Raw genomic sequence first — 17,332 nt, forward strand, 5'->3', positions numbered from 1 at the left:
AATAGGCTTGAGAAATCTGCTTTTGAAGATCTATCTCCATTATCATCTGCTGGAGAATCCACTCCTTCAGTTTCATCTACTGTTAATGTTATATTATTAGCTTGTTTATCAGTTACTACCGTTGCATTTAATCCTGCATCTGGTCCATCATCTTCAATTTTAAAAACATTTTGAGATAAATCTAAATTTGCACTTACTTCATCATCATCAAAATCTGTTATTGTTTGTTTTAATACTAAAGCATCTTTTGCTGCATTTAATACTGAGACATCATCGTGATCTGTTGTATTAGAATGCCATACATTCTCTACTTGTGTAAATGTCACTTTTCCATTTACATCTGAACTAATTGTGAAATATGTTATACCATTTGCTGTACCGCTTATAATACCTGTTCCTAAATCTTGATTAAGTACTATTTCTGTACCTTTAGCTCCATTTATTCCTAAGGCATAAATTCCAGTAGATACATCTGTTCCAGTTAATACTAATGCATAAGATACACTTCCTGCTCCGTCTGCTCCATAATTTACTGGTCCAAAATTATCTGCATAATTTGCAAATGCAGTTTTAATTCCATCACCATCTGTTGGAACAGGAGACTCATCTACTAATATTTCTTCAGCTGATACAATTTCACTATTAACTTTAGGTACATCATCATTAAAACTAATTGCTGAACTAATATCTAATGAATCTGAGCCTGTTCCAAGATCTCCATCACTATCTATTACTGTTACAGTTGCTGTTAAAATTACATTACCTTGTATTAATCCAATATTATTTACATCATTATTTGTTGCATCTCCATCAACTAATTCACCTACATGGTCAATTTCTGCATTCTGTGTTAATGTAATATTTCCTGAGCTATCTACAGAAACTGTAAAAATTGGTTCTAAAATCCCTGCTACATTACCTTCAATTACTCCAGAAGCATTTACTGATAATACAATTGGTAAACCTTCATGTGTTAATCCACTTACTGCGCTTGTTACTGATAATGTATAGTCAATAGTTTTAGAAGTTTCGCCAGTATTATCATCTGCACCATAAGTTGAGTCATCAGTAAATAAGCTTGCAAATGAAGCTGTTGCAGTATCACTATTTGATCCAATTGTATCTTCATCATCTGTTACTAATGTAGGTATTTCATTTTCATTGAAATAAATATTAGCATTTGGAACATCATCTATAATATTAATTACTAATTGTGCACTTGCAGTATCTCCATCTGGATCTTCTACTGTTATAGATATAGTATCTATGATATTATTTACATCATCATTTGTAGCACTTCCATCAGCTAATTCATCGTCATGTTCTAAATTATCTATTAATTCATAAGTATAACTAATTTCAGCTACTCCAGTTGATATTTGAGTATATCCATTAATTACAATATTTCCTTCTCCTGTCGGAATATTAGTAGATTCTGTTGTATTTGTATCCAATAACTGTGCTTCTGTAAATACACGTCCACCAATTGTAATACTTCCTATACCATCCGGAGATTCAACCCTAAAACTTCCATCATAAAATTCATCATTATTTGCACTAACTAAACCACGTTCAAATACAGTACCAATATCTCCAATTATAATAGGAGTATTATTCTCTCCACTCTCAATTTCACCATTAGGGTCATTAGGATCTACAGTTGTACCTCTACCTCTTCCATCAACACCATATACTTGTCCTGAAGGATCAATAGTATCATTAGTGAAACCAGAACCTTGTCCTAGTTCTCCCCCAGCTGCTGCTGCATCTAATCTTTCAAGTAAAGCACCAAAGTCATCAATGATAATACCATTTTGGTAATCTTCATCAGGATTTGTCGTATCAGCTAATAACTCTTTTAATTCACTAATTACTTTATCACCCTGAAAATCATTGTTTAATGCAGTTTCATTAAGTTCTTTCATACCATCATTATCATCCATGATACCTAGAACGGTTTTTGTATTTTCATTAACTGCATCATCAGATTGCTTAATTAATTCTGCCATACCTTTTAGGTTTAATACTAGTCTTTCACCATTTCCAGCAAAAATAAGTTCAACAGATTCATCTCCATCACTTAGATTGAAAGTATATTTTCTACTTCCATCCGTATTATCAAAATAAAACTGTTGTCCTGCACTTGGACTCAGTGTTGTATCCTGAGTAATCTCTTTCGTAGTTTGTGAACCGTCTGGGTTCTTAATTATCAACTTGATCATGACTATATCCTTTGATTTTTTTCTTTTATACCTTATTATATATAAAAAAAGTCTCTAATAAGTCTCTATATATAAATTTAATAATTTTTAATAAATGATAATTCAAGTGGCCATTTTTTGGGAATTTTACCTAGTAATATATTTAGAAAGTAATAAAAATAACTAAATTATTTTTAATTTTTTGGAGTAATTATTTTAAAAAGTGCTCCTTCTTTTGTATTTTCTACCCAGAGTCTTCCATTCATATTATTTTCTATTATTAGTTTTGACATAAATAATCCAATCCCTGTTCCTCCTTTTTTTTCATAAGTAAAAAAAGGTTTGAAAATATTTTCAATAGGCTCTACATTGACGCCACCAGCGTTATCTTCAATAGAAATAAGAACATCCTTTTTTGTTTCAGTAACAATTATTATTATTTTAGGGTCTTTGATTTTTCTTTGAATTAATATATCTTTTGCATTATTTATTATATTTATAAGTACTTGAGTATATTCATTTTTATATCCAACAAGTGTTGGGTTTTTCTTAATTATAATTTCAAGCATAATATTATTTGCTTTTAAACTTGAACTTATAATATTAAGTGAAGCATTTATTTGTTCAGATAATTTAAACTTCTCTTTTTCTTTAGTAGTTGCGAAAAAGTCTCTAAAATCATCAATTGTATTTGACATATATTTTGTTATGTCATTTAATTTTAAAATAGATTCTTTTAATTCTTTTTTATCAAGTTCTAAGTCAAAATCAAGCTTTGCTTGAATTGGGATAAATAAAGACGAAAGTTCCATCAAAGGCTGTCTCCACTGGTGTGCAATGTTATTTAACATTTCTCCCATTGAAGCCATTTTATTTTGTTGAAACATAATCTTGTCTTTCTGCCTATTTTTTTCAACTTCGACAGCAACAAGTTTTTCTAATTCTTTATTTTGTTCCTCTAATTCTAGAAAATCGTCTAATTTAGTTTGTCTCATAATAAATTGATACTATCAATTTATGGTAGGGAGACCCACCATAAATTAGAAATTTTCTCCACGTGAAAAGATTGTTTTAGTAATCTTTTCACCTTCTTCATTAATATATGCAACGTGTCCATTACCAACAACTTTTGCATAACCTTTAGAAAAATCATATGCATATTCATATTTAGGTTCAACTACAACTTTACAATTATCATTGATATATCCCCATTTACCATCTTTAACAGTTCTTGCAAAACCATTATGAAGGTTATATATTTCATCATACACATCATTTATTTTTAGGTCCATATCTTTTGTAATACAACCCCATTTGCCATTTGCATTAGATTGAACAAAAGCTACCTTACCTAAAAACTCTCTAGCATTTCTGAAAATTGGTTTTTGAACAACTTCAAATTCATCATTTAAATAACCAAATTTTTCATCAAGTTTAATCACAGAGAAACCATTAAATAGTTTCGTAATAGAATCATAAATTGGTTTTACAACCATTTCATTATCCTTATTTACGATTCCATATTTTCCTTTATACTCTGCAATTGCATAATCATCGCCATAATAGTTATGAAGCCAATGTAAATTGATTATATGAGGATGATCTGTTTTGATATTTTTATTTTTTCTATCATCAAAATTAGATAATTCATCATATACAGGCTTAATTATTACTTCACTACTATTTTCTAAAGCCCCATATTTTCCTTTTTCATTAACAATTGCAACTTCTTCTTTAGTTGAACAACCAGTGAAGAATAGCACTGCTAATGAAGTTGTTATTAAAACTTTTTTGAACATCATTTATATCCTTATTTATTTGGATCAGTTTCTATTCTAAATTCTACTCTTCTTGATAATTCAATATTTTCCGAACCATCTTCATTAAGAACTAATTCAGAAGAAGACTTACCTTCTGGAACAAATGCTTTCTTGATAAATAATTTATTATCAGAAACAGCAGGATCACTAATATTAGACATATAACCTAGTACAGTATCAGCTCTTTTTTGTGATAAAATTCTATTTTTTTCAAATTTTGCTTCAGGTGTTGGAGCACTTCTATATCTTGAAGATGTATGTCCTTCAACATTTACACTTACAATTTCAGATTCATAATCTTTTAGGATATTGATATATCTTGGGAAAAAGCTATTTAAGATCTCTTTATATTGAGTTCTAATTTTACTACTTCCTCTTGTAAACATAAGCGCTGGATTTTTAAATCTAAAAGTTAATGTATCTTCATCTAATTCAGCATTCCAATCAGAGAAATCTGGTCCAAATTCATTATTTAATGCATTATATAAGTCATTTAATACGTGAATTGTTAAATCATCTTCAGCTTTTCCTCTTTGATTAGCTGAATTAACTGCCATAGCTTGTGCTGTATAATCACCATTTGCTAATTTTTCTTCTACATCTGCACACCATCTGTTACCATCAATGTTACCATCAATTACAGATTGTCCACCATCAAATGATAATTGAACTTTTTGAACATCAGAATCAAGAACATTACCACAAATTTGAGGTGTATTATCATTGATTACTTTATAATCGTCAATTGTAATTAAATTATAAAATTGCTCTTGTGCTACTGGTGCTTCAGCCATAACTTTTTCTGTACACTCAGCTTGAACATTTTCAGCTCTTAACAGTTGTGCAATTTTAACATCATTTGTTTTTGATGCATAATGTAAAGGTGACATGTCATATTTGTCTAATACATCTCTTGATGCACCATTACAAATTAATAACTTTGACATATTTGTATAACCATTTCTAGTAGAGTCAATTAATGGCGTATCACCATACTTATCAATACTATTAACTCCTGCTCCATTTTCTATTAACATAGTTGCTGCATCAAAATGGTTAAATCTAGATGCTAAATGTAATGGAGTATAACCAAATCTATCTTTTTCATTTAAATTGATTTTTTCATCAATAAAAAATTTAACTAATTTTAAATCATTTACTCTAACTGCATCGTGAATTGTTGATTCAGTTAAAATGTCTTTATGACTTAAACCTGTAATTTTATTACCTTGTGCCATGTTTCCTTTGTCGCTCATTGCATTTTCATTTTTAGCTGTACAACCAGTAAAAACAATTAATGCTGCAACACTTAATCCAAATAAATATTTTTTCATTTTTGTCTCCCTTTTTAATTTATCTTTCATGTAATGAATTTTGTTTAACTTTCAATATAGGTTTTAAAATAAAATCCAATATTGTCTTCTTTCCAGTTATAATATCAACACTTGCAATCATACCTGGAATAATTGGAAGTTTATTTCCATTTCTTTCTAAATAGTTCTTCTCTGTTTTGACAATAACTCTATAATAACTCTTTCCCTCCTTAGATTCTTTATCTACGATACTATCTGCTGATATTTCTACAATTTTACCATCAAGCCCACCGTAAATTGAAAAATCATACGCAGTGATTTTTACAATTGCTTTTTGACTTGGATTAATAAATGCAATATCTTTAGGATCTATTTTTGCTTCTACAAGTAATATATCACTTTGTGGAACAATTTCAACTAAATCCATACCAGATTGAACTACACCTCCTATTGTATTAAAGTTAAGTTGTTTTACAATTCCATCAACTGGAGATATAATAGTTGTTTTTGCAACTTTATCTTCATCTCCAACTAATTTTGCCTCAAATTTATTAATCAAACTTGCTGTTTTTTGTAATAAGTCAGAAGCATCTGCTCTAAAAGCATTTAATCTTTCAGATATTCTATTATTTGCTTCTGAAATAGCTAATTCTGATCTTCTAACAGATAAAAGTGCAGCTTCTAAATCTCCACTTACATTTGTATATTCTCTTTCAATATTCAATAAGTCAAATTTTGATTTAACACCTCTACGTGCTAACTTCTGGATTTGAACTCTTTGTTCTTTTATTAAAGAAAAACTCTTTTTTAAGTTTTTAATTGAATTTTTAATTTCTCTTAATTCTTGTCTTTTTTGACCTAATTGAGTTTTTAAAACACTTGCTGATGATTTTAATTCTTTATATCTACTTTCAAGTAAATTCTTTTCTAATTTATCATATCTTGAAGGATCTTCTAATACTTCTTTTGGAAAAACTATTTTAGGTAATTTTTTTCTTACATCAATTTTTGATTCTATTTCAAGTCTTGTTTTGACAGCAAGTAAACTTAAATACTCTTGTTTACTCTCTTCTAAAGTTGCTTGAAACCTCGTAGTATCAATCTTCATTAAAGAAGCACCTTTTTTAATAATCTGTCCTTCTTTTACTAAAATTTCAGAAATAATACCACCATCAAGTGATTGGATTCTTTGAATTTTATCAGAAGGTATTACCTTTCCATTTCCACGTGCTAACTCATCAATCTCAGCTAAGGCAGCCCACGTTATTGCTCCTGCAAAAAATAGTGTTATAAATAAAAAAACAAAATTTGATATTCTATTTGGTTGTTCATTTGCATTTGAATAGCTTGAATAGACAAAATCTAAATCTTCATCTTCTTCATCTGAAAGTCCATACATTCTTCCTAGCCATCCAACTCTCTTTTTAGTTTTTAGCTTTTCAGAAGCTTCTTTATATGTAGAATTATTATCAAAGTTATCACTTGTCATTTTATTCTCTTCAATATCCTGTGGTAATTGATTTTTATTATCCATTTTTACCACCTATATTTGATTTAAAAACTTCTTCTTTTGGTCCATCAAAAGCTACTTCACCATTTTCTATAATAATTACTCTATCTACTAATTGTAATAAAGAAGTTTTATGTGTAACTATTACTAATGTTTTTTCTCCAATAATTTTTTCAATTTTATTAATAAATGCTTTTTCTGTCTGTCTATCCATTGCATTTGTTGGTTCATCAAGCATTAAAATATTTGGATTAGAGATAAGTGCTCTAGCTAAAGTTACTGATTGACGTTCACCACCACTTAAGCCTTCACCACGTTCACCTACCATTAAATCAAAACCTGCTTCATGTTTTCCTAAAAATTCATCTAAGCCAGCAACTTTAGAAACTTTTAGTAACTCTTCATCAGCTACGTATTGTTCTCCAATTGTAATATTATCTTTAATAGTTCCCATAAATAAAAATGGCTCTTGTGGTACACAACCTACTGCATGTCTTAAATCAATAGGATCAATTTGTCTTGTGTCAACACCATCGATTAAAACTGAACCACTTTTTGGTTCATATAAATTTAAAATTAATTTTAATAATGTAGATTTTCCAGAACCTATTTTTCCTAAAATAGCAACTTTTTCACCCTCATTTATAGTAAGATTTAAATTTTTAATAGTTTGATGATTCTGATCTTTGTATGAAAACATCACATCTTTTAATTCTATTTTACCTTTTAAATCAGGTCTGTTAATATATGCTTTATTCTCTTTTTCAACAGGCATTTTCATAACTTCATCAAGATTATTTAAAGATAACATTGTTTTATCAAATTTTATAATTAACCCTACAAGTTGAGAAACAGGGGCAATAACTCTTCCATTTAATATCATAGCTGCAATAATTGCACCCATTGTTATTTCACCCTCACTTGCTAAATATACTCCACCAGCAACAATAGCAATATTCGAAAACTGAGAAATAAAAGCAGTAAAATAAGTAATTGTTTGAGATAAAAAATGACCTTTATCTGCATAGTGTACAGTTTTATTTACTGATTGATCCCAATTAGTTCTCATTCTATTTTGAGCTCTAACACTTTTGATAATTTCTAAACCAGTTACTGCTTCAATTAACGTTGTATGCTTAATCTGCTCTTCTTTTACAGATTTTTCAATAAGTGTTTTAAGAGGTCTTTGCATATACCATGAAATCAATAAAGATATAAAAACTGTTGCAATTGTGATATAAGCTAATGGCCCACCAATATAAAAAATTACTAATATAAAAATAATTACAAATGGAAAATCTACAAAAGCTGCTACAGTTGCACTAGTAAAGAACTCTCTTACACTTTCAAAAGATTGTAATCTACTTACAAACTGTCCAGTTGAAGCTGGTTTTGAATCAATCTTTATATTTAAAACATGATTAAATATTTTATTTGAAATTATAGTATCTGTTCTTTTACTAGCAATTCCTAAAAAATATGACCTTAGTAATTTTAAAATAAAATCAAATACCATTACAAATGTAATACCAATAAATAAAGCCCATAATGTTTCAACTGCATTATTAGGAAGAACTCTATCATATACGTTCATTGTAAATAATGGAGTTGCCAATATAAAAAGATTTATAAAAAGTGATACTATTATAACTTGCTTATAAATCCCTTTATTTCTGAATAGTGTTCCCCAAAACCATTCTTTTGGATTTTCTACTAAAACCTCTTTTTCTACTCTATTATTAAAATCAAATTCAGGTTTTATAATAATTAATTCACCTGTATACTCTGAATTTAATTTATCTAAAGTCAATACTGTTTCCCCAGAACTAAGCCCTGGCATTATTACTTTTGCTAAATTTTCTTCTTCATCATAATCTAATAATATACAAGATCTATTTTTCTCTAAAATTAAAACAGCAGGTAAGGCTAATTTTGTAAGTTTATTAATTTTTCTTTTTACTATTTTACTTACTAATCCTATTCTTCCTGCAGATTGTACAAACATATCTACATCAAAAGATCTATTATGAATAGGTAAGTCAAATTTCAAAGACTCAGCAGAAGTTTCTCTTTTATGAAATTTTGCAAGAAAAAGTAGACACTCTAAGAGCGTATCTACTTTTCTTCTATCTTTTAGGGTGTTAAGATTTTTTTCTGTCTCTTTTATATCTTGCAAATTATGCCTCTAGTATTAATTGTACTTAGCGTATAAAGCTTGATGCTTACTAATGTTATCAATATAAGGTTTATTAGCTAATACTGCTGAACCTAAAGATTTCATTGCTGCTTTAGCTTCTTTAACTGAGCTATAAACTCCATATAAAATTTTAGCACTACTCATACTTGGTCCAAATTCAAATGCATAAGCATCATCACCAAGATTATTGTCTTTTATATATTTACTAGCTGCTGCCATACCATTTTTTGTAGCAACATTAATAGTATAATAACTTTTAGGTGCATCTAAAAATGTTTTATATTCTGACGTAGCCATTTTCATAGCATCACTTGAAGCTTTTTCTGTAACTTCTGTATCTAAACCTAATTCTTCACTAATAATTGAACTATCTGTATTACTAATTAATCCATCTAATTCTGATGTACTTTGTTTATCTTGTTCTTTTGGTGTATAATCTAATACTCTTGGAGCAACATTATCACAGATTTGGTTAGCAGAAGATAGAACTGTATCAGTTAATTGAGACAAGTTAAACATTAAATCATAATAATTATTTAATGCTGCATATTCCATGTTAATTAAACTAGTACTTGAATTATATAATTCACTCTCAGCATCTAAAATATCAACAAATGTTCTAGTACCAGCTTCAAACTCATTTCTATATACTTCAACAATATTTACATTTGCTACAACATATTTTTTAAGAGCTTCTATTCTTTTTTTGTTTTTATAGAATTTGCTATATAAAGATTTGATTTCAGCAACTACATCATTTGTAATTTCATCTAATGTTTTCTTTTGCTCTTGTAAGAAAATAGTTTCTTGTTCAGATCTAATACTATCTCTATTTCCATTGAATAAATTCCAGTTAAGATTTAATCTAGCATATCTATCTTTTTGAGTACCTTGTTCATCTAATTCTAAATCATCATCAATAGAAGCTTTTAATTCTAAATTTAAACTTGGTAAAAATCTTGCATCATATTGAGCAATTTTTTCTCTTTGAAGTTTAATTCTTTCAATTTGTTCTAAAATTCTATGATTTCTAATCACTGCAATTTCTATAGCATCTTTTAAAGTTTCAGGAACTTTAGTTTCGTCTATAGCTGGTCTACAAATAGTTCCAGTTGGTTCTTCTCCAACATATTTAATATATTGTGCAATACCACTCTCTTTACTATCTTGCTCTTCTATATATTTATCCGTAGTAAAATTAAGTTTTGAACTTACTTGATATGTTTCTAAAACTTCACCACTAATCTCTTCTTTTTCTTTTGCAGTAACAAGATTCTCTTCTTGTGTTTTAATCATATCATATGTTAAAGCTAACTTTTCATCAGATTGAACTAAACCATTATAAGCTTTTACTGTTTCTAGAATTGTATTTTCAATTGCATAGAAACTTCTATGTTTATTTGCTAATTCTTGATGTTTTACTTCAGCAACTTGAGCAGGTGTTGAACCTCCATCATATAAATATTGTCTAAAGATAATTGCAGCATTATATCCATCTTCAGTTGTATTAGTATCTGTAAGACCTGAATCATCATCATAATCTTTCTTAACTCTGTTCTTTTCAAGATAAGACTCAATATCAAGAGTTGGCAAATATAAGCCCTCCCTATCATCTACATACTTTCTATAAGCTTCTTGATTTTTCTTTTCAGCAATAATATCTGGATTTGTATTTATTGCTTTTTCTACACTATCCCTTAAACTTACCGCATAAGATGAACTAACTAGCAGTGACAGACATAGACCTGTTAAGGCAATTCTTTGTTTCATGTAATTCTCCCCTAATAGAATTTATAACCCCAAATTTATATAAAAAGTTAAGTTTTTCTTATATTTAGATTAACTTTCCTTGCAATATAAATTATTTTATTATATAATTTCCTATATTTTATCATAAAAAGTTTATAATATGGTTACATTGGACAAAAATAATAAAAATTCTTTTAAAATTATGCTAAAACATCTCAACGTTTTATATATAGAAGATGAAAAGAATATAAGAGAAAATATTGCAAAAACTTTGGAGCTACTCGTAAATAGAGTCTTTTCTTTAGAAAAAGTTGAAGATGCAGTGGAAATTTTAGATAAGAATAGAATAGATATAATTATTTCAGATATTAATCTTCCTAAAATAAGTGGTATTGACTTCATAAAAAAGATACGCGAAATGGATTGTTACATTCCCGTTATTTTATTGACTGCGTATACTGAAAAAAATTATTTATTAGAAGCTACAAAACTAAAGCTTGTTGATTATTTAATTAAACCTATTGACTTTAATATATTAAATGAAGCACTTTTAAAAGCTTCACAAGAAATAATAAACAATGCAAAATATATTGTAGATTTTGAAGAAAACATCTCATATAATGTAATGCATAAAAAACTTTATACAAAAAATGACAATATAGAAATAGATTTAACTGCAAAAGAGATTGATTTATTAGAATATTTTATTCAAAATAATCAAAGAGTAATCTCACACGAAGAGATTAAAACAGAAGTATGGCATGATAATTTCGAAGTTACAGATTCTGCTTTAAAAAATGTATTAAACAAACTTAGAAAAAAAGTAGGCAAAAATACTATTAACAATATTTCTGGAGTTGGTTTTAGAATACAATTTACTTAGTAATTAAATTTTAATTCTTTAAATTCTTCTATTAAATTCATTTCTCTTTGATAAATATATTTCTCTAAAATCTTTTTATTTCCTAAACTAAAATCTAATGAACACATAACTTTAGTAAGAGAATCTGGAAGTTGTATGATTTTCAAAATCTTACCTTTACAAGTTAATCTCTCTTTATGTATAATTTCATTTTCATAAGCAGCTTTATATACTGTAGTAAAGCCCATCACAATATCAACCTCATCTCCAATAGTAAACGGTTCATTAAAATGTTTAGTTTCAAACAAAATTGATTTACTTGATAACGCAACTGGTTCATATGAAAATCTCTCACTATTATAAAAAATTGATGCATTAAATAACTCATCAGGACCTACTGTAAAATCCATAATATCGCTTTTACATATATCTAACTCTATAAAATCTTTAAAAACTAACTCTTGATTTTTTTCATTATAATCATAAAGACTAGCTTGAATAAAAGTTCCATTGACTTCTAATATCGTGCTTTTTTCATATCTTATTGCTTTTACTTGTATTGCTTCAGTTTGCAAAGATATCGTATTACTAGTCATATTACTAATAAAAGCGACATGCACTAAAGGTAAGCCTTTAAATGAATTTATTAACTCAATTTTTTCTCCACTTCTTTTAATATCATTTAATTTTTCTAAAGTTTTATTCTCAAAGATTATATCTTTTGAATTATTATCTATTAACTCTGATTCAAATTCATCTATAGCTTTTATTAAAGATTTTATTAAAAAAGGAAAATCTATAGGTTTTTGTATAAAACCAACAACTCCCATATTTTTAAATTTTGTGACATTCTCTTCATAACCATGTGCAGATACAATAATAATTTTAGATTTAGGACAAACTTTTAATAACTCTTCTACAAACTCATGTCCATCCATTTTTGGCATAGTTAAATCAGTTAAAACTAAATTTGGTTTTTTCTCTTTAAATACTTCTAATCCTACTAAACCATTTTCTGCTAAATAAATTTCTTTAAATAACTTTCCTAGAAAGTTTTTCATCTGTTTTTGAATATGAATGCTATCTTCAACTACTAAAACACTATAATTATTGGCTTTTTCTTTTAAATAAACTAACTCTGACATTTATTCTTCCTTATAAGCTTTAAACACTATTTCAAAACATGCACCATCATCTTTATTGTAGGCTCTAATCGTTCCATTTAAATGTTTCTCTACAATTGTTTTAGACATATAAAGACCTAAACCTGTCCCTGCTAGTTCATTTTTTGTAGTAAAATATGGATCAAATATTTTTTCAAGAATATGCTTAGGAATTCCTCCCGCATTATCACTAATCTCTATGACAACCTTATCTTTATCTAAATATTCATTTATTTTTATAACTTTTTCTTCTATATTATTTTCAATTAATACTTCTTTTGCATTCTTAATAATATTAATAAATACTTGAAGAACTTCCCTTGAAAAAGTTTCAATTTTAGCATCTGAACTATATTCTTCTTCTAATTCAATATTATTATTTTCTAAAGTTTTGCCAATAACTCCTAAAGCTTCAGCAAAAATAGATTTAATTGTTAATATCTCTTTCTCTTTATCTGGTTTAAAGAAGTTTCTAAAATCTTCAATAGTTTGAGACAAGTATTGAGTTTGATTTATAATATCTTCAGCATTTTCTTTTAAAGTTTCATTATCAACCATATCAAGTTCTATATCAGCAAGTATATTATTTGCACCCATTCCAACAACAGATATTGGTTGTCTCCATTGGTGAGCTATCATACTAATCATTTCCCCCATCGCAGCGTGTCTAGATTGGGCAATCATTAATTCTTCTTTATCTTTTAACTCTCGTTTTAAATAAACCTCTTTTGTAATCTCTTGTTTTATAGCTAAATAGTTTTTTATTTGATTATCTTTTTCAGAAATTATAGGAGAGATAAAAGCTAACTCCCAAAACTCCTCTCCGTTTTTATCAATATTTCTAAAAGTTCCACTCCAAGTTTTACCATTTGATATTGTTTGCCAAAGATTAGCATACTCTTTATCTTCAATAAAATCTGATTTTAAAATTCTTGGATTTTTACCAATTGCTTCTTGGGCACTATATCCTGTTACTTTGGTAAATGCTGGGTTAACATATTGTATGTATCCATCAATATCTGTAATTACAAAAGTAATTGGTGCTTGTTCCACGGCTTGTCTTAAAATAAATAATTCATTTTGAACTAATGCAAATTCTGTTACATCTTGGATGGTTCCTATTGAAGTGATATCTTTACCATTTCTGTCTTTTATGTGTTCCACATTACAATCAACATACCTTATTTCTTTGTCATTTTTTCTCACAATTTTATATTCTATTCGATAAGGTTTTCCCTTTTTAATAGAACTTAAATATTTATTCAGTACTCTCTCTTTATCATCATCATGTACTAAAGTCTTTAATAAATCGTTAACATCTATTTTATCCTTCTCATCAAGACCCAAAATATCTTTTATAGAAGAAGAAACCATTAGTTTTTTCGTTTTTATATCTAATCGCCAATGACCAAGGTTTGCCATTTTTTCAGCTTTTTCAAGATTCTTCTGACTCTGTTTTAATGTAAGTTCTAACTCTTTTTGTTTTGTAATATCAGTATGAAAACCAACCATTCTAATAGGAGTACCATCTTCAAAAATAGTTCTTCCTCTATCTAAAATCCAAACCCAATAACCATCTTTATGTTTTAATCTATGAATATTTTCATAATAATGAGTTTTACCTTCATGATTAGCTTTTATATCTTGTCTAGCTTGTTCAAAATCATCAGGATGCACTAGCCATTCCCATGTTTCCAAAGAATTTGCTAACTCATGTTCTTGATAACCTAACATACCCTTCCAAATTTTTGAAAAGTATACTTTATTTGTTAATAAATCCCAATCCCATAAACCATCATAAGAACCATTAATCGCGTATTCGTATCTTTGAGATAATATTTCATGTTTCTTAGACATTTTTATAATTGTTTCATGCTTCGAAAAAATACTATTTATAAACCAAATCAAAATTAAAGCCAATATCAAAGAAATGATTATAATAAACATATAAATATATCTTTTTTTCACCTCTATTTGATTATTAAAATCTCTATACTCAAAAGTAGGAATTGTTACTCGAATTCCTCCTCTAATATCTCCTAACATATAGCCTTGTAAGGCATGACATTGTAAACAAGATTGAGTAACCTTTAGTGCTCCAATATAATTAAATTTTGTTCCACTTTTATTAAAAGCCGAATATTCAAGAATTTTTTCTTTTTCAAATTTTTCTAAAGCTTTTTTTTCGAATTTATTTGCACGATTATCTGGATTTAATGGATTTAAACTAGTGATTTTATAATTATATTTACTTCTAATATTTAATAACTCAGATATTTGTCTTGTCATCCAAGAATGATTCACTTTTACAAGAAGCTCTCCATTTTCAGTATAGTCATGATTATCCAACAAATATTTATTAGGTCTTAAATCATCTCTTGCTTTTATATAAACCCCATTATGTTTATCATTCCAACTTCTTGTTACAACAATATTATCAAAATGTGCACGTGCTTCTTGCAATAGCATTTTTTTAGATAAATCGTGTTGTGAGTTAACCGAAACATAAACATAATAAGCTGATAAAAAAGCACCTATTATAATCAAAAGAATCGTTAAACTAATAGCTTTTAATTTGGTCATTATTTTTCTTTCATATCTAATGTTATTCTAAAAGTAGCACCTTGATATTTTATATTATCATATTCAAAGCTTTCATTTAAAGCCTCTAACTTTCCTTTTAAATGTTTTACGATAATTTCTTCACTCATATAAAGCCCAATTCCTGTACCTTGGGACTGATGTTTAGTACTAAAATATGGTTCAAAAATTCTTGAAATAATATCAGTAGGAATACCTCCTGCATTATCTTTTATTAAAATTATTAATTGTCCATCTTCTTCAAAAGCATCTATTAATATTAATCTTCGAAAACTATCATTTTCAATTTTTACCAATTCATCACGTGAATTATTAAATATATTTAGAATCACTTGTATTAATTCATTTTCAAGTGTAAGAAAATCTATATCTTCAATATTATAAATTATCTCTATATTTTTAGTTTGATATTGTGCTTTTACTAATTTAATAGCCTTTTGAAAAAGCTTTTTTATATTAGTAAAATTCTCTTCTTTATCTGGTTTAAAGAAATTACTAAAATCATCTATTGTTCTAGATAAAAAAGTTGCTGATTCCATTATTCCATCAACAGAATCATTAAAAAGTTTATCACTTAATACTCCAATTTCTTTTTGTACTTTCATCCCTGTTGCAGCAGTTGATATGGAAGATAAAGGCTGTCTCCACTGATGTGCTATATTTCCTATCATTTCTCCCATTGCTGCCATTTTTGATTTTTGAGAAAGTAAATTATGTTGTCTAGTATTATCTTCTATATGTTTTTTTATCTCTTTTTGATAGTTTTTAAATTTTTTTTCCAAAATCACTGAAATATATTTTGATAGCAATAATAATAAAAAAGTTATAAGAATACAAATTAGTATCATATTAGCTATATAATTGTCATATTTATTATCGTACTCTATCCTTTTTCTTTCAATCATCGCCTTTAATTCATCTTCATAAAAACCTGTCCCAATTGACCAATTTAAATCCTCTAAACCCTTTATGAAGGAAGTTTTTAATTCTATATTTTCTTTTTCTGGATTAAATATTCCTGGATATTGTAAATATCCTTCTCCTTTTTTAGCAATAGATATAACATCTTTAGCAATTTGATGACCTGCTAAATCTTTCATATTTAAAAAGTTTTTACCTTCAAACTTAGGATTTATGTGAACAAGTGAATTCCCTTTATAATCTACTACAAATATATAATTTGTTTTTTCAAAGCGAATATCTCTTATGTGACCCAATATCTTATTTTCAATAGAGTTTTTAAATTCATCTTCATATTCTCCTGTACCGATGAACCAATTAAAAGGTTCAAACTTTTTAAAAAATCCTACCTTCTTATATTCTTTCTCTTTATCTGTTGGCTTATTCCAATACCAACTATAATATGTTTCATCACTCTTTTTTAATATTTTATTCATTTCTTGAAGAAGATAGGTTCCTTTTAAATCTTGATAATTCCAAAGATTTTTACCTTCAAGATTAGGAAAACCCGCATTTAAAATATTTTTTCCTTCTAATTCAAAAATAAAAAAATATCCTCTATTATCATTAAACCTTAAAGTTCTTAGAGCATCTTTTATCATTTTAATTGTTTGTTCTTTAGATTTATCAATATTTTGATTATAAATATTTTCTATAATAGAATATGCTTGATAAACTTCATCTTTTAGTGATTTTTTCAATTCTGCTTCAGTTTTATTTATAGTTTTTACAGCAAAATCGTATGTTCTATAGACTCGATTTTTTATCTCATTTTTACGATTTTCTCTATATTCATTTTGTAAATTGATTTTTTCAATTTCAAAACTATTTGTTTTTTCAAAGTATAAAAAAGAAGTTACTATAATAAGCATAATTAAGATAAATAATGAAGGACCATATTTTATAAGATTTAGAATTTGAGTTTCATTTTTATACTGCATAGTTTGCTTTCAAAA

General features: G+C 27.4%; 11 protein-coding genes. 1 reads left to right on the forward strand and 10 read right to left on the reverse strand.

Features of this window, described 5'->3' with window-relative positions; all coding sequences use genetic code 11:
• The 7 genes from BT997_RS12610 to BT997_RS12640 form a co-directional block, all read right to left on the reverse strand.
• Positions 1-2,222 (reverse strand): DUF5801 repeats-in-toxin domain-containing protein (locus BT997_RS12610; protein ID WP_072682306.1); only part of this gene is annotated, 2,222 nt, incomplete at its 3' end.
• A 173-nt stretch (positions 2,223-2,395) separates the two neighbouring features.
• Positions 2,396-3,196: a sensor histidine kinase gene (locus BT997_RS12615; protein WP_072682307.1), complete on the reverse strand. Its 801-nt coding sequence runs from the start codon at positions 3,194-3,196 to the stop codon at positions 2,396-2,398.
• A 45-nt stretch (positions 3,197-3,241) separates the two neighbouring features.
• Positions 3,242-4,003: a WG repeat-containing protein gene (locus BT997_RS12620; protein WP_072682308.1), complete on the reverse strand. Its 762-nt coding sequence runs from the start codon at positions 4,001-4,003 to the stop codon at positions 3,242-3,244.
• Between the two features lie 8 nt (positions 4,004-4,011).
• Positions 4,012-5,355 (reverse strand): ankyrin repeat domain-containing protein, encoded by a 1,344-nt coding sequence (locus BT997_RS12625; protein WP_174247242.1) that lies wholly within the window; start codon positions 5,353-5,355, stop codon positions 4,012-4,014.
• A gap of 19 nt (positions 5,356-5,374) precedes the next feature.
• Complete coding sequence (locus BT997_RS12630) at positions 5,375-6,868, reverse strand: HlyD family type I secretion periplasmic adaptor subunit (protein WP_083568733.1); 1,494 nt, start codon at positions 6,866-6,868, stop codon at positions 5,375-5,377.
• Complete coding sequence (locus BT997_RS12635) at positions 6,861-9,020, reverse strand: type I secretion system permease/ATPase (RefSeq protein ID WP_072682310.1); 2,160 nt, start codon at positions 9,018-9,020, stop codon at positions 6,861-6,863. Before BT997_RS12635 ends, BT997_RS12630 begins: the two co-directional genes overlap by 8 nt.
• A gap of 15 nt (positions 9,021-9,035) precedes the next feature.
• Positions 9,036-10,811: a TolC family protein gene (locus BT997_RS12640; RefSeq protein WP_072682311.1), complete on the reverse strand. Its 1,776-nt coding sequence runs from the start codon at positions 10,809-10,811 to the stop codon at positions 9,036-9,038.
• Positions 10,812-10,950: 139 nt separating this feature from the next.
• Here BT997_RS12640 and BT997_RS12645 point away from each other — a divergent pair, with 139 nt between their 5' ends.
• Complete coding sequence (locus tag BT997_RS12645; RefSeq protein WP_072682312.1) at positions 10,951-11,673, forward strand: response regulator transcription factor; 723 nt, start codon at positions 10,951-10,953, stop codon at positions 11,671-11,673.
• Here the strand turns inward: BT997_RS12645 and BT997_RS12650 are convergent.
• Genes BT997_RS12650 through BT997_RS12660 form a run of 3 tightly spaced genes read right to left on the reverse strand, consistent with a single transcriptional unit; the run spans position 11,670 to position 17,317 of the window.
• A complete protein-coding gene (locus tag BT997_RS12650; RefSeq protein WP_072682313.1) occupies positions 11,670-12,797 on the reverse strand; it encodes a response regulator in 1,128 nt (375 codons plus the stop codon). The two genes, BT997_RS12645 and BT997_RS12650, sit on opposite strands and share 4 nt — an antisense overlap.
• Entirely contained in the window at positions 12,798-15,398 is a 2,601-nt protein-coding gene (locus BT997_RS12655) for a PAS domain-containing protein (protein WP_072682314.1), read from the reverse strand.
• Positions 15,398-17,317 (reverse strand): cache domain-containing protein, encoded by a 1,920-nt coding sequence (locus BT997_RS12660; RefSeq protein WP_072682315.1) that lies wholly within the window; start codon positions 17,315-17,317, stop codon positions 15,398-15,400. The genes BT997_RS12655 and BT997_RS12660 overlap by 1 nt, the downstream gene beginning before the upstream one ends.
• Positions 17,318-17,332 lie beyond the last annotated feature (15 nt).

This window comes from Arcobacter sp. LA11 (assembly GCF_001895145.1).
Classification (GTDB): Bacteria; Campylobacterota; Campylobacteria; order Campylobacterales; family Arcobacteraceae; genus Halarcobacter.